This window comes from Sporosarcina sp. CAU 1771 (assembly GCF_054482775.1).
Genome location: NZ_JBTLRN010000002.1, coordinates 167,382 through 184,972, shown reverse-complemented (window position 1 = coordinate 184,972; position 17,591 = coordinate 167,382). Strand labels below are relative to the sequence as shown.

The following is a 17,591-nucleotide window of genomic DNA, read 5'->3' as shown; positions in this document are numbered from 1 at the left end:
TGGCTTTTTTAATTTATCAAACAGATACGTTTAATCTTTCTTTTTCTCGCCAGTACGGAATACTTTTGCACTTCGAACGTACTCATTGTCTGCAACATGAATACGTGAATTCGCAATGCGTGCGGCTACGAAGAAATAATCCGATAGTCGATTTAGATAACGAACAACAACAGATGATACGTCTTCTGTCTTCTTCATTAACGTCACTGTATTACGCTCAGCGCGTCTTGCTACTGTTCGTGCGATATGAAGCGTTGCTGAAGCTGGTGATCCTCCTGGTAAAATAAACTTTTCAAGAGGCGGTGCTTCTTCCATTAATTGATCGATGCGCTGTTCCAATACTTCAGTGGCCGCATCCGATAGTTTGTAATGACGCTCTTTCATGATGTTTGCCAAATCTCCGCCACCATCGAATAATTCATTTTGAATCGCTTCCAGATCTTCCAGTAGGTCTGCGAAAATCTTTGGATCTAACTCTGTCATTGCTTTCCCAACGAATGAATTCAATTCGTCTAACGTACCGTATGCTTCAATTCTCAAATCATCTTTATCCGCGCGTCCACCTATTAAACTCGTTGTTCCTTTATCGCCTGTTTTCGTATATATTTTCAATGTAGTTCTCCCCTTTTCTTTAAGTTTGTTGACATACCATACCAAATCTCAGTGACTTCTTCCGCTTCCGCAATTAACCTCTGATACAAGCGTCCGCATATATCTCGCAAGTTTCTTTGTTCGACATTCATCGGTACAATCCCTCTTCCGATATCCGTCAAAATGAGATTTACTTTACGATTATGCACCGCCTGCATCACTTGTCGCACCGCTTCTTGTTCATTCAAGCCACTTTGTCCAATCCAATTTTCGAGTCCCGCTAGTACAACTTCTTCAGTTCCTGCATTGGGTAATGCCGCTTCAAACCATTGAAGGTCTTTTCCTTCTTCTGCAATTAACCTCCGAACGTATTCACGTTTGCCGTTATGGGCACCTCCGATAAAGACGCGCATCGTTTTCCTCCTTTCCAATCTTCCACACTGTCCCACTCGAGACGCCAAGCAGATCCATGCGGAATTTGCCAAGACCAAAAGCTCGATGGTTCCGGAGATAATCGTGTGAGTAAGATTCGAATTGGACCCCCATGTGTAACGACAAAATGATCCGACTCAGCTTCAGTCAAATCCGATAAACCTTCCATCACACGCTGTTCCACTTCGCCCAATGTTTCGCCGCCTGGTGGATGATGTGCATACGAATCATCCAGCCAAGAGCGATATGCACCGTTGTCTTTCAACTGGTCGTACGTTTTCATTTCCCACTCTCCAAAATGCGCTTCTCGGAACCGACGATTCGGATGGTAACTAGCTTGCGGAAAATAAAGTGCCGCGCTTTCCTGACAGCGACGTAAATCGCTGCCAACTACCTTCTTCGGTGTCCACGGCATCTGAAAACGTATCTCAGGATTGATTGAAGCGATTGATTCATCTGTCCAACCAATGTATTGCTTCTTTAGATTTGCCTCTGTTGGCAGATGGCGCATTAAAGTAAGAGTAACACGACTAGCCAAGCGACCGCCTCCATTCCTTCAATAAAAGCCCCCGACAAATCTCCTGTTACGCCCCCAAAATGATTCAGAGACCATTTTCGGTATAAGGTTACGCTAAGAACGAACAGCGCAGCAAGACTTACTGGAATTAAGAGCGTATGTAACAAGAATCCAAGAACAATTAATACGAGTAGCCCCGAGATCAATGAATAAATTATGACCTTACTCGCTACCAACTTTCCTTTTAAAAACGAAGCAATTCCACCATCTTTAGCAGACGGGACGAGCGCAAAATAACTATTCATCCCTACTCGAACGACAAATGGAACGGCGATAAATAGAGCCCAATGCCCCCCACCGCGAATGAGTAATTCATGAAAGAGCGCAACTTTTAGCAACACGAGTAAAACGAGTGCCATCGTTCCAAATGCGCCGATACGTGGATCTTCTAATATTTCAAATCTCTTTTCCCGATCTCGATACGAGAAAAACGCGTCACCCGTATCCGCCCAACCGTCTAGATGCAAACCACCCGTCAACAGAATGCCTGTTAAAACAATAAATACAGCTGTCAAAAGCATTCCGATGTTTAGCAAGTCGGACATCAGAAACATGACCGCATACATTACAAGCCCGATTGCCCCTCCAATGAAAGGCAACGCAACAAACATAGCTGTTACTTCTCTCTTCCCCATTGCCAACTCTTTTCGAACAGGAATGACCGTGAAAAATTGGAGGGCAAGTAAAATCCCTTTCATAATTGGCCTCCCTCGAACAGAATTTGCTTCAAGAGAGACTCATTCAAATTCGCTTTCACATGAGCCGCCCACGCGTCATACACGTCGACACCGCTGGGAGCTTTTACAACTAAACGATTGGCGTCTTCCTCTTCAATCCCATGATCCCGTTTAAAAGGAATGACTCCAAGTACTGGAATTTCCGTATATGTTTCAATAAATTCAATACCTTCTTGAAATAAAGAGACATCCCCGTGGAATTTATTAATAACAATGCCTTTCACACGCGCACGATGTTCAGGGGATAGAAGTTGAAGTGTCCCTACAATGGAAGCAATCGCCCCTCCCCTATCGATGTCTGCAACTAAAATGGCTGGTACATTCGCAATGTCAGCTACGCGCATATTCACGATTTCACGGTCATTGAGATTGACTTCGGCAGGGCTTCCGGCTCCTTCTATAATAACCGTGTCGTAAGTTTCAGATAATTTCTTGAGCGACGTTTCAATCGCTTCAATACCCCGTTGAAAATAGTGTTCCTTGTAGTCCATCCCAGAAACGAGCCCCATTTTCTCGCCTAAAAAAAGTACTTCAGACTTCATCCCGGGTACGGGCTTAAGTAATATTGGATTCATATAAATGGACGGTGTTATTCGTGCGGCCTCGGCTTGAATGAACTGAGCACGACTCATTTCTTCTCCTCGTTCAGTAAACGCAGAAAACTGAGACATATTTTGTGATTTGAACGGGGTAACGCGCACCCCTTCATCGGATAAAATTCGGCAAAGCGCCGTACAAATCATTGTTTTTCCAGAATCAGATGCTGTTCCTAGCACAATTACTCCGTTCATTTCACACCTTCTTTTTTCCAAAACGTAGCGATTCCATATTCCATTTCAATCGCCACATTCGATTTTTCAACGATTTCCTGATGAATGTTTCCTAAAAACTTGCTGTACACTTGAACGCCTAAAAAAGAAGATGGGAGTTCATTCAACACTTCATTCGAAACGATTACAACATGCGCTGCCTTTTGCCGAATCGCTTCAATTGTTTCGATTAACCGAGTTGCTTTACCTTCCATGCATCCTTCAATTTCAAAACAAGGCGTCTCATTTTCCCACCCAACATACATTTCATTCGCCAACCACGTCGTGACACAATCCCAAAGGACAAGATCCCCTTTTTGGATGAATGGGATTACTTCGTGCAAGTTCGTCGGTTGTTCAAATGTCGTCCAATTTTGAGCTGCACGGTCCTCTTTATGTTTCTCAATGCGTTCGCTCATTTCTGAATCTGTTTTCTTTCCAGTTGCAATGTACACAAGACGTCCTTCCTCTTGCTGAACGAGTAAACGCTCTGCATACGAACTCTTGCCACTTCGAACACCGCCACTAATGAATGTTAATTTTCCTCGAACCATTTCGACAACTCCTTTTCGAGTTCGTCCATCATGTCACGATTTTTCATACCGACTCTGAACCAACGTCCATCCATTCCACGGAAGTTTTCTGAATGCCTTAGAACGATTCCACGTGCTAATAAATCACGATACAACTTTTTCGAATCTCGACCTTCGTCTAATTTAAAGGATATAAAGTTGACGACCGAATCCGTGACGACGCAGTTCTTCTCCTTCAAAAACGCAGTCAGTTTCACTCGTTCACTCACGCTTTGCGCAATGGCTGACTCGCGGTAGTTTTCTTCATTCAAACAAACTGCCCCAATATGTGCAGCAATTCCATTCACATTCCAGTGAGATGCAAGTGCTTTTATTCCAGAAATGACATGTGGGTTTGCCACAACATACCCGAGACGAAGACCTGGAATCGCATACATTTTCGTCATTGAACGAACGACGATGACATGTGGATAGGCTTCAATTTCTGGGATGAATGAAAGGGATTCATCTACAAAATCGATAAATGCCTCATCTAATATGATTTCGCAGCCCTTCTCTTCAGCAAACTGAATCAGTTGAAGGAGCTCTTCTTTACTCGGAAGCATGCCCGTTGGATTGTTTGGCGTACATAAGTATAAAACAGCTGCTGACTCCATCGCCTTCAATAGTTCAGGAACAGGCAACTTGAAACCATCTTCTTCTTTGGATAAAACACGCATAATTTCGACGTCTTTGGCCACTAACGTTGTTTCGTATTCTGAAAATGTCGGATGAACAACGATTGCTTTTTTACCTCGATACCTTTCAGCAAGCAGGGAAAGCAACTCCGCAGCGCCGTTCCCCACGACGACTTGTTCCTTTTCAACAGAGTGAAAATGTCCGACTGCTGAAAGAAAAGGTTCTGCATTCGGGTCTGGATACATCGTCATCTTTTCTGCCAACTCCGACCACATCTTCAAAACCGCTTTAGGCGGCCCTGCCGGATTCACGTTCTCGCTAAAGTCGATAATCCGCGTGGGAGGTTCAATCCCCATTTTTGCGTAAACCTTCAGTGGATTCGCTCCGTGTTCAGGCAATTGCATAAAACAACACTCCTATAACTGTCATCATCAACCAAAATAGAAACGAAACGGTGTGCATTTGTCGGATAACCGATTGAATATGCTCTTTCGTCGGTGGTGAATTTTCAGGTCCAAGCGTTGACCGTTCAGAAATCGTGCCTTTATATGTACTTTTTCCACCTAATGTAATGCCTAATTGCCAGGCAGTTGCTGCTTCTAAAAAACCACTATTCGGACTCGGATGGCGTCTCGCATCCCGACTCCACCTAGAAAAACGTCGCCCAAATGGGATGCGCCCTTCATTCCGCGCATAAAAAATAATGAGTAACCCTGTAATACGTGCAGGAATGAAATTGACTAAGTCATCTGCTCTTGCGGAAAATTTACCGAACTTCTCATACCGCTCATCTTTATACCCAATCATCGAGTCCAGTGTATTGATGGATTTGTACAACCATAAACCAGGCGCGCCGAGTAAGAATGCCCAGAAAAGTGGTGACGTGACGCCATCTGCTGTATTTTCCGAGACCGTTTCAATTGTCCCTCTGGCAATTTCACTTTCTTTTAACTTATCGGTATCTCGTCCAACGATCCACGATAATTTCGTTCGTGCACCTTTGATATCTTTTTCAGCTAACGGTCGATACACATCGAGTGCGGCATCCCGCAAACTTTTTTGAGCAAGCCCAATTGCAATCAGTATACTTTCAACCGCAATACCGACAAAAGCATGTATGGTATAAGAAAGTCCAACAATGACTAATACGGAACCAAAAACAATACTTGTCGTAATAAATAGAGCTAAAGCACCTTTGAAGATACGGAATCGCCCTTTATTTAACACAGACGTCAGCTTGGAAATAAATGTCCCTATCCAGCGAACCGGATGTGGCCAATTGGGTGGATCCCCAATGAGTCGATCGAGTAGAAATCCGATTGCAATTGCAATAAAATGTGCCTGAATCATTACGCCCACCCTTTAGCTTTCTTATACGCCCGAATTGCTCGGACCGTACATTCATAAACGCCGTGGCCGATGTGTTTTCCTATGTCTGTAATCGGACCTGCATAGGGCAAATAAGTGCCGTGTTGAGTTGCTGCAACGAGTAAACTGTCCGTAGACGTACCTGTCGCGATTGTTCCGGTTAGTGGATCTTTTATGGCTTCCGTTTGCAGGGCTTTCGCTTTCGCCTCCGTTGCCGTAATCATTGCTTGAATGAAGGCCTCATCTGGCAACTGCCCGTTAATAATGACCCACGTATTGATTGTCCCAATTTTAAATTCTCGGTCTCGGCTAAGTGCTTCGGATACATCAACTGCGTTGCCAACCCCCGCAGTTACTGCGATAAGAACTGAACCAAAATCACCTTTGTATTCCTCAACTTCCGCATGCTCTGTCGTAACAGCGGTCATCATTCCTACCGTTTCTTGCGTATGAAATCCGTGTTCTTCCAGATAAGCTCTCATCTCAAGTTGGACATCGTCACACATATAATTGGCATCGACGTGCCGATTGACAAATGTTCTATACCAGCCCATGCCCGCATTGTGGACAGCAGAAGATAATGTTTTGAGTGGACCTTCCGCATGCAAAGATACGTACTTTGATGAAATCGAGAAGTCCTCTTTGGACACGATAAACGATTTTCTTTCACCGTTTGTATCCGGGAGCAACGTAATTTGTGGTTTCGGTAATTCAGGGTGTGGTTGCGTTTTAACACGCGCTTTGTAAACATCTTGAATCGCCATTTCTTTCACTACATCTTGTGGCTCTCCGATTCTCGATATTTTCCCGTCTTCCATTAACAACAAGCGGTCGCAATACAACGACGCTAAATTGATATCATGAAACACCGAAACAACCGTGAGTCCTTTTTCAACTGCTTGTTTTCGAATCGTGTCCATAAGCTGTTGCTGATGCGCAATGTCCAAGTGATTTGTCGGTTCATCCAACAATAAAACCGGAGCTTCTTGAGCTAAAGCTTGAGCCACAAAAACACGTTGTTGCTCACCACCTGAAAGAAGTTCGATTGGCGAATCTTGATAACGCGTTATTGCCGTATTTTCCATAGCTTCGTTCACAGCACGTTCATCTTCTGCTGACCAAGACGAAAAGAAGCCGGACTGATGCGGATACCTGCCCAGCTCTACGGTTTCACGCACCGTATGAGAGAAAGCATGTGCATGTAATTGGGGTAGGACCGCCACTTTTCTTGCGAATTCTTTCTGTGAATAGGCAGACGCTACTTTCCCGTCAACCGTAACCGTTCCTTCCTGTGCAGCGAGGATTCCAGAAATCACTTTCAACAGCGTCGACTTTCCACTTCCATTCGGTCCGAGGATACCGAGTACTTCCCCTTTATTCACATGAAATGAAATCGCTTGAACTACAGGTTCTTTGCCGTAACCACCTGAAATATTTTCGACATGCAGCATCTCACATAGCCCCCTTTCTTCTTTGTTTATAAAAGATAAATGCAAATACCGGAGCTCCGATAAATGCGGTAATGACACCAACTGGAAGTTCTGTTGGTGAAATAATTGTGCGTGCCACAAGATCACAAATGATTAGGAGTGACGCCCCATTCATGAAGGATAACGTCAATAAATGACGATGATCGGACCCCCATAATAGACGCGTCATATGAGGTACAACTAAACCTACGAAACCAATTGTTCCTGATACAGCAACTGCCGCGCCCGTTAACACAGACCCACCAATTAAGATCATGAACTTTCGACGTTTCACGTTGACACCTAAATGATGCGCACGTTCTTCACCGAACAACATCGCATTAAGTTCCCTGCGGTTGAACCAAAGCAGCAGGAAACCGATGACGACAAAAGGTAAAATCATATAAACGTAATTCCAACCGCGCATAGATACACTGCCGAGAAGCCAACCAATAATTTGGCGAAGTTCTTCCCCAGTAAGCGCAATCATTAGTGATAAAACCGATCCGAGAAACGAACCGAAAATAATTCCTGTGAGAATAATCGTTTCCATTTTCATCGAGCGGTCAACTAAGCGCGCAAAACCCATGACTAAAAACATCGTTATTGCTGCACCGACCATACTGAATATGGGTAGCGTATATGTACCTAGAAATGGAAGGGAAATGCCAAAAAAGAGTGTCATCACAGCACCAACAGATGCTCCGGATGACACTCCAAGTGTATATGGGTCCGCGAGCGGATTTTTAAGTAGTCCCTGAAAAGCTGCTCCCGATATAGCTAGCGCTGCTCCTACAAGGCCTGCTAACACAACACGTGGCATCCGTATATTCCATAAAATATTCGATGCGACTTCATTCGCTTCCGCATTCCAAAACGTACTGATCGGGATTTTAACTGTCCCGATGGATACCCCGAGCCACACCGCCACAAGAAGCGTGGCAGCGGACACTAGGTAGGCAACGCTTGATTTACTCACCAAATACCTCTGGATAAATGGCTTTTGCAAGTTCTTCCAAGCCTTCTGCTAAACGCGGTGCTGTACGGCTTATTTTGTTTTCATCTAATTGAATCACTTGTTCTTCTTTGATTGCAGTAATTGTGTCGAAACCTGGACGTGCATAAACGTCTTCTACAGCTGTTTCAACGTAGTCATACATCACAATAATAACGTCTGGATTGCGATTCACAATTTCCTCTGGCTCCATAGCGAACCATCCATCTTGGTCAGCTGAAATGTTTTCAACTTTAAGCATTTCAAGCATTTCCTGCATGAATGTGTTTTTTCCTGGCGTATAAATTGACGGTGCAGGAGACGTTTCAACAAATACTGTTTTTTCTATTTCAACATCTGCAATTTTTGCAAGTACTTCTTCCACTTGTGCTTTCATATCTGTAATGATCGCTTCAGCTTCTTCAGTTTTACCTGTTGCTTGTCCAATTGTTTCAATTGCAGCATACGTTTCATCAAAATTGTTTGCAGTTTTCACAACAAACACAGAAACTCCCGCATCTCTAATTTGCTGAAGACCTTCATCGCCCATTCCAAGTCCAGATTCGTGAGCAAAAACGATATCAGGAGTCATGGCAACAATTGCTTCCACATTAAATTCCATGCCGCCAATTTTTTCTTTTTCAAGCGCTTCTGGTGGGTAGTTGTCATAATCATTGACGCCTACAACTTGATCACCAAGACCTAATGCAAACAATGTTTCTGTATTACTTGGAATCATAGATACAATTTTCTCTGGTGCTTTTTCAAATGTAATTTCGTTTCCAACAGCATCTGTTAACGTAATTGGAAATGCTGCTTCTTCGACTACTTCCTCTTCTTCTGGCTTCTCGACTTCAGCTTGTGGCGTTTCATCAACTTCAGGTGTCTCTTCTTTTTCAGTAGAACCTGTTCCACACCCGACTAATAAAAATACTGCTAGCACGGCTAACAACCATAACTTAATTGCTTTACTCATTTTCTTTTCCTCCTGTTTTTTCAAAAAATAAAAACCCCTCGCTTGCACGAAGGATTTGTTAGGGTAAAAATCAGCACATAAAAATATGCAGTTTTACACCAACCTAATCCTCGTAGGTATCAAGGTGACTTCGTAAAGGCAGGTCTCCTGACTTGTGCTCCTAGCGCATCGCATCTTCCCGGAAGTTTCCAGTGATCTAAAACGATTGGCTCACACTTACAGTGGCGGGACCGCGCCGGAATTAAACCGGCTTCCCTTTTAACCCTATCTTGAGAATAGGGCACCTTTACTTTTTTGATTATTTAATTGTTTTCGCCTTTTATTATACTACATTTTTCGCCTTTGTCGATACTGGCTGTTTATTGTTGGTTTTCGGCGCTCGTGTGTCGGTTATCGGCGCTTGCGTCTTGTATATCGGCGACAACTGACCCGATATCGACGTTCCAGCTCCAGATATCGGCGCTTGCAACCGTTATATCGGCGAAACATGACGTTCGCACTATAAATTTCATCAAAAAAAACTGACACACCTCAGTGCGGCAAAGCAATTTACATTTCTTCAGGATCAGATACGCCAATTAGTTTTAACCTGTTCTCTACTATTATATATCGGCGCTCGAGTGTCACTTATCGGCGGTTGCGTCTCATATATCGGCGACAACTGACCCGATATCGACGCTCCAGCTCACGATATCGGCGCTCACAACCGATATATCGGCGAATCATGACATTCGCACTATTAATTTCATCAAAAAAAACTGCCACACCTCAGTGCGGCAGCAAAGAATTTTACATTTTTTCAGGTGCAGATACGCCAATAACTTTTAATGCGTTCGCAATCGTTGTACGAGCGGCTGTTATTAAAGCCAAACGCGCTTCTGATAGCTCAACATTTTCTGGATCCAACACCTTGTCTGCATTGTAAAACGAGTGGAATGCTGCAGCTAGTTCTTGGATATATGTTGCAACACGGTACGGTGAACGAGAGCGCGCAGCATCTGCTACGATACTTGGGAAGTCACCGATTTTCTTTTGTAAATCAATTCCTTTTTCTGATGTCAATAACGCTGTACCTTCTGGGTTCGCAGTAATCTTCATTTCCTCTGCTTGACGTAGAATCGATGAAATTCGAGCATGTGCGTATTGCGCATAGTAAACCGGATTTTCATTTGAATGCGAAACCGCTAAATCTAGGTCGAAGTCCATTTGAGTGTCCCCAGAACGCATAACGAAGAAATAACGAACTGCATCTAGACCCACATCTTCAACGAGTTCACGTAATGTAACCGCCTTACCTGTACGTTTGCTCATCATCATGCGCTCGCCGTCCTTGTATAAGTGAACCATTTGCGCAACGATGACTTCAAGCTTATCGCGGTCATATCCGAGCGCTTCGATTGCAGCTTTCATCCGGGGAATATACCCGTGATGATCCGCACCCCAAATGTTGATGAGCTTGTCGAATCCACGCTGAATTTTATCTTCGTGATAGGCAATGTCTGGCAAGATATACGTGAACGAGCCGTCGTTTTTAATTAACACACGGTCTTTGTCGTCGCCAAACGTAGTTGAACGGAACCAAGTTGCACCGTCTTCTTCAAACACATGGCCATTCGAACGCAATTTCTCTAATGCACTTTCGATTTTTCCGCTTCCGTAGAGACTCGTCTCAGAAAACCAATTGTCGAAAGGTACACGGAAATCTTCCAAATCTTGCTTTAACTTCGCAAGTTCATACGTTAAGCCGTATTCACGGAAAAACGCAAAACGCTCTTCTTTTGATACATCTTTATATTTATCCCCAAATTCTGCAACGAGACGTTTTCCAAGTTCGATGATGTCTTGTCCATGATAGCCGTCTTCTGGCATTTCACACGCTTCACCAAGTGCTTGGAAATAACGTGCTTCAACTGATTTGGCAAGATTGTCAATTTGGTTTCCTGCATCGTTGATGTAATATTCACGTTTCACATCAAAACCTGCCATGTCCAACACATTACATAAAGAATCTCCCACCGATGCACCGCGCGCATGGCCTAAGTGAAGATCTCCTGTTGGATTCGCGGATACGAATTCAACTTGTACTTTTTCTCCAGCGCCTGCATCCGATCGACCGTAGTCTTCACCTTGTTCAAGAACTGTTTTGACTACTTCTTGTAAGTAGTCTTTTTTCAATGTGATGTTAATGAAACCTGGTCCAGCAATTTCAATTTTTTCAATCGATGCACTCACTTTGTCAACATGTTCTACAATCGCTTCAGCAATTGCACGAGGTGGCTTTTTCGCTAGCTTCGTCAATTGCATTGCAATATTCGTAGCGTAGTCTCCATTTTCTTTACTTCTTGGCGTTTCTAAAATAACGGACGGCATATCCGCTTCTTCAATTAGTCCTGCCTTGAGTACTGCTTCATGCAGTGCTGATTTTACTTCTTGTTGAATTTTTTCTACTGCGTTCATTTTGTTCCCTCCGAATATGTAATCGATAATTTGTATGTTCCAAGGATTGCTCCTTCTGCTAATAAGTTATAACCGACATTGAATTGCCCATTTGAAACATTCCCCACAAATTCAAGTCGCTTTGTTTGGACGATTAATTCAAAAGCGGCGGGTCCATTTCCATAGTTGCCTGGTCTGGTTTCTTCTAACTCAAATGGAAGTCGCATATTTACTGCCCCACTGCGCATAATAAGTGCATCTTCTTCACCTAATTTAACAGTCGTCTGAACGGCTTCGCTATCTTGCGTTTCTACAAACTTTAAATACAGTCTACCCGATTTCTGAATGCATTCCCCGGTTAGTTGTAAATTATGCGTTTCTTCGTCCTGTTCAGGATGCTGAATCGATGATTTAAGTTGTATGGTTACGTATTGCTTTTCCATACGTTCAACCCCTTTTTGTGAATTCCATTAATTAAAAATAAAATAGTGCATTTTAAAATGATCGTGCTCCACTATCAAACACGTGCTGATCGACGATAAAATCAAACATCTTCTTATTATATCCTTTTATCGCTGTATTTTTCAATCATGTCTACTCTTTCGTTAGAAATGTTCATAATAAAGGGTTTAATTTTGTTCACTAGTTCGCATACTAGATTCAATTACGTGGACGAGGTGGGATGCAATGAGGCGTACGGTTTATGTAAAACAAAAAAAGAGACAACTGGCAATACGCCGGTTCTTGTTAATAACGCTTACCGTTTTCACAGCATTGTTTACACTATTTTTCTCACTTAGATTGTATGCACAAATCACAGGCGCCCCTTCACTTAACGTGCCGAAAGCGTCTGTATTTCTTGATAAAGATGGAAAACAAATCGGAGACCACTTCTCTGCGGAGCGCCGATATTGGGTTAGCTTGAATGAAATGTCGCCATTTCTAGTCGATGCAGTCATCGCAACCGAAGATCAAAAGTTTTACAGTCACAACGGGTTTGATTATAAACGACTCGCGGGCGCTATTTTAAAGGATATTAAATCAATGAGTAAAGCGGAAGGCGCCAGCACAATTACCCAGCAGTATGCTCGAAACCTTTACTTAACACACGCAAAGACTTGGAAACGAAAAATCAACGAAGCATTGTATGCGTATCGAATGGAACGCTTTTATGACAAAGATGTAATTTTAGAAGGTTATTTAAATACAATTTATTTTGGACATGGGATGTACGGCGTAGAAGCTGCGAGTAAATTTTATTTTGGAAAATCAGCGATCGACTTAACACTGGAAGAAGCTGCAGTAATTACGGCGATTGCAAAAGGACCTTCCGTTTATTCACCAGTTGCCAATCCAGAAAAATCGGCAGAAAGAAAACGCCTCGTTCTCTCTTTAATGGAGCAACAAAAATACATTACCGAACGGCAATCTGAAAGAGCACAGAACGCGGTACTTGTTTTGAAAAACAAAGAATGGGCAGAGTCAAAGCGCGTAGCTCCTTACTTTCTTGACGCTGTTTGGAAAGAAGCCGAAACATTATTAACCGAAAAGGGACGCTACCCGGCTGAAGGCGGGTGGACAATTCGTACAACACTTAATCCGCATCACCAAAAGACCGCAGAAGAAACAGTGGAAAATTGGATGCCGGATAGTGGGTTGCAAGTCGGCTTTATATCTATGGAGACGGATACTGGAGCCATCACTTCACTTGTCGGTGGTCTTGACTACGCAGAAAATCAATTTAATCGTGCAACGCAAGCTAAACGACAACCAGGTTCGGCGATTAAACCTATTTTATATGCCGCCGCACTTGAAAACGGATATAATCCACTCACTTTTTTATCTACCGAAAAAACAATATTCACGTATGATGAAGGTCGCTCATCTTATGAACCGAAAAACGTTAATGGCAAATTTGCTGATCACCCAATTTCACTCGCACAAGCAATTGCCATTTCAGACAATGTGTTTGCAGTTAAAACGTTGGAGGAAATCGGGTACAAAAATTACCTTTCCGTCGCAGAACGACTTGGGATTGAAGCCGTCTTCCCACAATCTCCAGCGGTTGCACTCGGTGCACTGGACGTTACGCTTTCCGAAATGACAAGCGCGTACAACCAAATCGCTTCTGGAGGAACGCAAATCGAACCGAGGACCATCATTTCGATATCCGACGCTAACGGAAAAACCGTGTACGAGCAAAAAGAAAAAGTTGCCAAGCAAGCAATTTCCGAACAAGATGCGTTCGTTTTAACACATCTTATGACCGGCATGTTTGACCCTGTTTTTAATGACTACTCGACAGCAACTGGATTGTCTATGCGCCATAAACAAACAAGACCTTATGCAGCTAAATCTGGAACAACCAATTCAGATCAATATTTAATCGGGTTCACTCCATCGCTCACAGCCGGAATATGGACGGGTTATGATATAGGTAGACAATTGACCGAAACAGAAGATTTTGCCCCTTCGAAAAAAATCTGGATTGATTTTATGGAAACTGTTCACAGCGGTACGGCACCTGAGCCCTTCATCCCTCCAAAAGGAGTAAGTGGTGTCATCATCGACGTTGAAACAGGTGGACTTGCCGTAAATGAATGCGAGCGACAGCGGCTTGTTTATGTAAAAGACAAGGATATGCCACAAAAACTATGCACCGATAAATCTTTACGAGAAACCCGTTCAAATGCCGAAAATAAAGGAAGGACATTCAATCTATTCCCTTTTTCATTTTTTGAATGACGCTGCACTAAATGCTTCGTGATCAGTTACTATGTACAAAATAATATATGAACATCAAAAAAGCTTTCTTTCCTCAACTTTACGTTGAAGGAAGAAAGCTTTTTTACCAGTATAGAATTCATTCACAAAAAAGATCTCATGCTTGGGTTTGTCTGAAACCTTTTTTGTCTGTATAAACTATTCCGGTTGTCCTAGCTTATTCGCAAGCTATAATTTTAGTTTACTTCCTTTTAAGTACACATTCAACCTTGTAAGCGGAAGTATCTTATATTTGTCATATTTCGTTCACAAGTGTACTTATTTCCGCCCTAACTCTTCATGCAGTTCTGGTTTACTTCTATCCCATAATTCTTTGTTATGTCCTATAAGGAAATCCGCGAGAACCTCTTTAGACGTTGCGTCCATTTCCTCAACGATTATTTGACGTTTTATCGATTTGTCCATCTTATTCATATGTTCGATAAAATCTTTGTATCCCCGTCTCTTCTCACGATTTACAACCATTTCGCAAGCTGTCACGCCTGCATAGTATGGACCTTCTTCTTGGTAATCAATTGTGACCCACACAAGCCAATACTGTTTTCCACCTTCAGAAGGTTCGCGTTCGCGTAAGAATTTAATGCCGCGTTCTAACGGGCTTCTTGCGTGCATTGCTCCAATTTCAATCGTCGCAATCTCCTCTTCAACGTCAATGATGACGGGAGAAACGTTTTCCAGTGATAACGATCCAATCCCAAATCCTTTATGACCATCTGTTGGATCGTCTTTTATAATGGTAAACCCTAATTTTGTTTTTGGCTTCTCTTCGTTCGTCATTTCTTTATCCCCTCCAACTTTGTTATTATATTAAGTATACTGGAATTTATGAGGAAGGGGGAAATAGTATGCCATACGTTACAGTGAAAATGTTAGAAGGTCGTAGCGACGAACAGAAAAAAGCTCTTTGCGAACGCGTAACTGAAGCGATCGTTGAAACAACTGGAGCACCTGCTACAAGTGTCCATGTGATTATTGAAGAATTGAAAAAAAGCGACCACGCCGTCGCCGGAGTCCGTTCAGCAGATAAGTAATACGTAAAAAAAACGCTCAGAAATGAGCGTTTTTCATTTGCACCGATATGTATTCACTTTATTTTTCGCACTCGAATGAATAACTACCTGTCAAGTTATTGTGGATAACCATATTCACCACTCCACCATTTTCATAACATCCCGATGTGAGTAGATTTATTTCTTTCGTATTAAAGTAACTCGTTGTTAACATCAGAAATAAGGCGACAACTATAGGTATTGTTACAATCGACCAAACACCTTTAAAAACTCTGCTTTTTAGAACACTCATTGTCTGTCTCCCCATCCAATTTAAGGTTTAATTCACCGAAAACTCTTCCATTTCTGAGATGAATGCAAATGCGTTATCCATTTCTTCTTTCGTGAAGTTTAGTTTATTTTTCACAATATGCACTTTAGCGATTTGTTCTTCTCTATTAAGATGATCGAAATAAAGAAGCGTGGATACCAATTCTAAAAACCTCGAACTTTTTTCCTTCATCGAATCAATACAACTTAGCAACATTTCATGTGCCGCCTCCGCAGTATCTAGAAACCGCTCTCCAGCATTTGTAACTTCATATTTGTACTGAACGTAAGAACCTTTGTCTATGCATTGTTCGTGTAGAAACCCCATTTCACATAGCTCTTCAACACGAAGCGTTAATTCTTCTGAATAAGGACCATACATATGCAACTCGTATTTTTCATCAAATGCGAAATTCATTTTCTTCGCTATATAAATCATCTTCTGCAATTTCTTTCTTCCCGTCACTTCATTTGCCAATGAAATAAACTGCACAACTTTTGCGTGTTCTTGTAACAAAATAGCCACCCTTTCTAATCCGCCTCAAAGCAATTAATCCTTCGTGGCATGTTTATTAATGAGGTTTAAAATTTGCCCATATATAGGATTGCTTTCTTTTCCTGCTTCTAAAACATCTTCTGGAAAATAGATTTTGTGATCCGTACGACGCTTCCCTGAAATGGCATCCACAATATCGGATGATCTGGAGAGCTCGCTTAATTCACCGTTCGGCATTTTCAAGAAAATCGGTAAACGTTCATTTTCTTCACCCGGTCGATAAAAATCATACGGTAGGTCGGATGATGAATCCGCAACTAAATAATATAAAGGATCTAAACCTGCTTGTGTAAACAACTTTCCTAACTCAAAAAGTTTTTCATATTCTGTCGCAGGATTAAATTCAGCGTACTGAAATAGTTTCCTGTTAATAAAACGTGTACTCAAGTCGGATAAAATCGGATCTTCTTCCTTCATCCAAAGCTGAAAGTACGTTGTAATTACACCTTCATCCAGCGCAATGTATTCATCCAATAAAAAGGTTCCATCAAAAAAAGATCGAAAATGCGTCGGCTCTTGTTTAAATGAATAGCCTGTTTCACTTAAATGCTTTGCTCTATGTAAAATTTTCGTTAAGATCACTTCTGCACTTCGAGATACAGGGTGAAAATATACTTGCCAATACATTTGATAGCGACTCATTATATAATCTTCGACCGCATGCATGCCACTGTATGTGATTACAGCCTGCTCTTCTTCTGGACGCATAACCCTTAAAATTCGTTCCATATCAAAATGACCATACGAAACACCCGTAAAATAAGCATCCCGCTGCAAATAATCCATACGATCCGCGTCGATTTGACTCGAGATTAAACTAACCACAAGTTTGTCCGGATACGTTTTCCCAATAACATCCGCCACTTTTTGTGGGAAATCTGGTGCGACACGCCGAAGTATTGTGTTCACTTCGGTATCCCCGAGCAAAATTGCCTGCGTGAAGTCTTCATGATCAAGATTGAACACATTTTCAAAAGCATGTGAAAATGGACCGTGGCCAAGATCATGCAATAGTGCAGCACATAATGTTACCAGTCTCTGATCGTTATCCCATTCAGGTCTTCCTTGAAAACCATCGTCTATAATTCGGCGCACAATTTCGTACACACCAAGCGAGTGATGAAAACGACTATGTTCCGCGCCATGAAACACTAAATAGGTAGTACCCAGCTGCCGAATTCGACGAAGTCGTTGGAATTCACTTGCACCAATGACATCCCAAATGACTTGGTCGCGCACGTGGATATACCGATGCACCGGATCCTTGAACACTTTTTCTTCGCTTAGTTTCTGATTTTTATAGTCCACTCGTACACCTCCACCAATCCTTTG

The 17,591-nt window shown here is 42.4% G+C and carries 19 protein-coding genes and 1 riboswitch; of the genes, 2 read left to right on the top strand and 17 right to left on the bottom strand.

What is annotated here, in order from left to right; translation table 11 throughout:
* Positions 1 to 30: 30 nt before the first annotated feature.
* The 13 genes from ACXYMX_RS03475 to ACXYMX_RS03415 form a co-directional block, all read right to left on the bottom strand.
* Positions 31 to 612: a cob(I)yrinic acid a,c-diamide adenosyltransferase gene (locus ACXYMX_RS03475; protein ID WP_459042836.1), complete on the bottom strand. Its 582-nt coding sequence runs from the start codon at positions 610 to 612 to the stop codon at positions 31 to 33.
* Positions 609 to 1,004, bottom strand: coding sequence for a bifunctional adenosylcobinamide kinase/adenosylcobinamide-phosphate guanylyltransferase (locus tag ACXYMX_RS03470; RefSeq protein ID WP_459042835.1), 396 nt, complete (start codon positions 1,002 to 1,004; stop codon positions 609 to 611). The genes ACXYMX_RS03475 and ACXYMX_RS03470 overlap by 4 nt, the downstream gene beginning before the upstream one ends.
* Positions 947 to 1,561: a histidine phosphatase family protein gene (locus tag ACXYMX_RS03465; RefSeq protein ID WP_459042834.1), complete on the bottom strand. Its 615-nt coding sequence runs from the start codon at positions 1,559 to 1,561 to the stop codon at positions 947 to 949. Before ACXYMX_RS03465 ends, ACXYMX_RS03470 begins: the two co-directional genes overlap by 58 nt.
* Positions 1,534 to 2,298, bottom strand: coding sequence for an adenosylcobinamide-GDP ribazoletransferase (cobS, locus tag ACXYMX_RS03460; protein WP_459042833.1), 765 nt, complete (start codon positions 2,296 to 2,298; stop codon positions 1,534 to 1,536). The genes ACXYMX_RS03465 and cobS overlap by 28 nt, the downstream gene beginning before the upstream one ends.
* The gene (locus ACXYMX_RS03455; RefSeq protein ID WP_459042832.1) at positions 2,295 to 3,128 is read right to left on the bottom strand and encodes a cobyric acid synthase; all 834 of its coding nucleotides are present in this window, start codon (positions 3,126 to 3,128) and stop codon (positions 2,295 to 2,297) included. Before ACXYMX_RS03455 ends, cobS begins: the two co-directional genes overlap by 4 nt.
* Positions 3,125 to 3,700, bottom strand: coding sequence for a bifunctional adenosylcobinamide kinase/adenosylcobinamide-phosphate guanylyltransferase (locus ACXYMX_RS03450; RefSeq protein WP_459042831.1), 576 nt, complete (start codon positions 3,698 to 3,700; stop codon positions 3,125 to 3,127). The genes ACXYMX_RS03455 and ACXYMX_RS03450 overlap by 4 nt, the downstream gene beginning before the upstream one ends.
* Positions 3,682 to 4,761, bottom strand: coding sequence for a threonine-phosphate decarboxylase CobD (gene cobD / locus ACXYMX_RS03445; RefSeq protein ID WP_459042830.1), 1,080 nt, complete (start codon positions 4,759 to 4,761; stop codon positions 3,682 to 3,684). Before cobD ends, ACXYMX_RS03450 begins: the two co-directional genes overlap by 19 nt.
* Positions 4,748 to 5,704 carry an adenosylcobinamide-phosphate synthase CbiB gene (gene cbiB, locus ACXYMX_RS03440; protein ID WP_459042927.1) on the bottom strand — a complete coding sequence of 319 codons (957 nt, stop codon included), beginning with the start codon at positions 5,702 to 5,704 and terminating at the stop codon, positions 4,748 to 4,750. Before cbiB ends, cobD begins: the two co-directional genes overlap by 14 nt.
* Positions 5,705 to 5,706: 2 nt before the next feature.
* Complete coding sequence (locus tag ACXYMX_RS03435) at positions 5,707 to 7,176, bottom strand: adenosylcobinamide amidohydrolase (RefSeq protein WP_459042829.1); 1,470 nt, start codon at positions 7,174 to 7,176, stop codon at positions 5,707 to 5,709.
* A gap of 1 nt (position 7,177) precedes the next feature.
* Entirely contained in the window at positions 7,178 to 8,173 is a 996-nt protein-coding gene (locus ACXYMX_RS03430; RefSeq protein ID WP_459042828.1) for a FecCD family ABC transporter permease, read from the bottom strand.
* Positions 8,166 to 9,164 (bottom strand): ABC transporter substrate-binding protein, encoded by a 999-nt coding sequence (locus tag ACXYMX_RS03425; protein WP_459042827.1) that lies wholly within the window; start codon positions 9,162 to 9,164, stop codon positions 8,166 to 8,168. Before ACXYMX_RS03425 ends, ACXYMX_RS03430 begins: the two co-directional genes overlap by 8 nt.
* A gap of 120 nt (positions 9,165 to 9,284) precedes the next feature.
* Positions 9,285 to 9,467, bottom strand: a riboswitch (cobalamin riboswitch).
* A 486-nt stretch (positions 9,468 to 9,953) separates the two neighbouring features.
* Positions 9,954 to 11,621: an arginine--tRNA ligase gene (gene argS, locus ACXYMX_RS03420; RefSeq protein ID WP_459042826.1), complete on the bottom strand. Its 1,668-nt coding sequence runs from the start codon at positions 11,619 to 11,621 to the stop codon at positions 9,954 to 9,956.
* The gene (locus ACXYMX_RS03415) at positions 11,618 to 12,043 is read right to left on the bottom strand and encodes a YwiB family protein (RefSeq protein ID WP_459042825.1); all 426 of its coding nucleotides are present in this window, start codon (positions 12,041 to 12,043) and stop codon (positions 11,618 to 11,620) included. The genes argS and ACXYMX_RS03415 overlap by 4 nt, the downstream gene beginning before the upstream one ends.
* 244 nt (positions 12,044 to 12,287) lie before the next feature.
* Between ACXYMX_RS03415 and ACXYMX_RS03410 the strand changes: the two genes are divergently transcribed.
* Positions 12,288 to 14,345: a transglycosylase domain-containing protein gene (locus ACXYMX_RS03410; protein ID WP_459042824.1), complete on the top strand. Its 2,058-nt coding sequence runs from the start codon at positions 12,288 to 12,290 to the stop codon at positions 14,343 to 14,345.
* Between the two features lie 297 nt (positions 14,346 to 14,642).
* Here ACXYMX_RS03410 and ACXYMX_RS03405 read toward each other — a convergent pair whose 3' ends face one another.
* Entirely contained in the window at positions 14,643 to 15,161 is a 519-nt protein-coding gene (locus tag ACXYMX_RS03405) for a YwhD family protein (protein WP_459042823.1), read from the bottom strand.
* A gap of 68 nt (positions 15,162 to 15,229) precedes the next feature.
* On the opposite strand from ACXYMX_RS03405, the gene ACXYMX_RS03400 reads away from it, so the two are divergent.
* Positions 15,230 to 15,415, top strand: coding sequence for a 2-hydroxymuconate tautomerase (locus tag ACXYMX_RS03400; RefSeq protein WP_459042822.1), 186 nt, complete (start codon positions 15,230 to 15,232; stop codon positions 15,413 to 15,415).
* A gap of 58 nt (positions 15,416 to 15,473) precedes the next feature.
* Here ACXYMX_RS03400 and ACXYMX_RS03395 read toward each other — a convergent pair whose 3' ends face one another.
* From ACXYMX_RS03395 to ACXYMX_RS03385, 3 genes are read right to left on the bottom strand one after another with little or no spacing between them, the layout of a single operon-like run.
* On the bottom strand, positions 15,474 to 15,686 hold the full coding sequence (locus ACXYMX_RS03395; RefSeq protein WP_459042821.1) for a hypothetical protein: 213 nt from the start codon (positions 15,684 to 15,686) through the stop codon (positions 15,474 to 15,476).
* 27 nt (positions 15,687 to 15,713) lie between these two features.
* Complete coding sequence (locus tag ACXYMX_RS03390; protein WP_459042926.1) at positions 15,714 to 16,220, bottom strand: YwgA family protein; 507 nt, start codon at positions 16,218 to 16,220, stop codon at positions 15,714 to 15,716.
* A 33-nt stretch (positions 16,221 to 16,253) separates the two neighbouring features.
* On the bottom strand, positions 16,254 to 17,567 hold the full coding sequence (locus ACXYMX_RS03385) for an HD domain-containing protein (RefSeq protein WP_459042925.1): 1,314 nt from the start codon (positions 17,565 to 17,567) through the stop codon (positions 16,254 to 16,256).
* Positions 17,568 to 17,591: the final 24 nt, after the last annotated feature.

Coding starts and splice junctions, on each gene's coding strand:
- cobS (WP_459042833.1), bottom strand. CDS start 2,298: ATGAAAGGGATTTTACTTGCCCTCCAATTTTTCACGGTCATTCCTGTT.
- ACXYMX_RS03450 (WP_459042831.1), bottom strand. CDS start 3,700: ATGGTTCGAGGAAAATTAACATTCATTAGTGGCGGTGTTCGAAGTGGC.
- ACXYMX_RS03455 (WP_459042832.1), bottom strand. CDS start 3,128: ATGAACGGAGTAATTGTGCTAGGAACAGCATCTGATTCTGGAAAAACA.
- ACXYMX_RS03435 (WP_459042829.1), bottom strand. CDS start 7,176: ATGCTGCATGTCGAAAATATTTCAGGTGGTTACGGCAAAGAACCTGTA.
- ACXYMX_RS03400 (WP_459042822.1), top strand. CDS start 15,230: ATGCCATACGTTACAGTGAAAATGTTAGAAGGTCGTAGCGACGAACAG.
- ACXYMX_RS03405 (WP_459042823.1), bottom strand. CDS start 15,161: ATGACGAACGAAGAGAAGCCAAAAACAAAATTAGGGTTTACCATTATA.
- argS (WP_459042826.1), bottom strand. CDS start 11,621: ATGAACGCAGTAGAAAAAATTCAACAAGAAGTAAAATCAGCACTGCAT.
- ACXYMX_RS03395 (WP_459042821.1), bottom strand. CDS start 15,686: ATGAGTGTTCTAAAAAGCAGAGTTTTTAAAGGTGTTTGGTCGATTGTA.
- ACXYMX_RS03470 (WP_459042835.1), bottom strand. CDS start 1,004: ATGCGCGTCTTTATCGGAGGTGCCCATAACGGCAAACGTGAATACGTT.
- cobD (WP_459042830.1), bottom strand. CDS start 4,761: ATGCAATTGCCTGAACACGGAGCGAATCCACTGAAGGTTTACGCAAAA.
- ACXYMX_RS03410 (WP_459042824.1), top strand. CDS start 12,288: ATGAGGCGTACGGTTTATGTAAAACAAAAAAAGAGACAACTGGCAATA.
- ACXYMX_RS03425 (WP_459042827.1), bottom strand. CDS start 9,164: ATGAGTAAAGCAATTAAGTTATGGTTGTTAGCCGTGCTAGCAGTATTT.
- ACXYMX_RS03415 (WP_459042825.1), bottom strand. CDS start 12,043: ATGGAAAAGCAATACGTAACCATACAACTTAAATCATCGATTCAGCAT.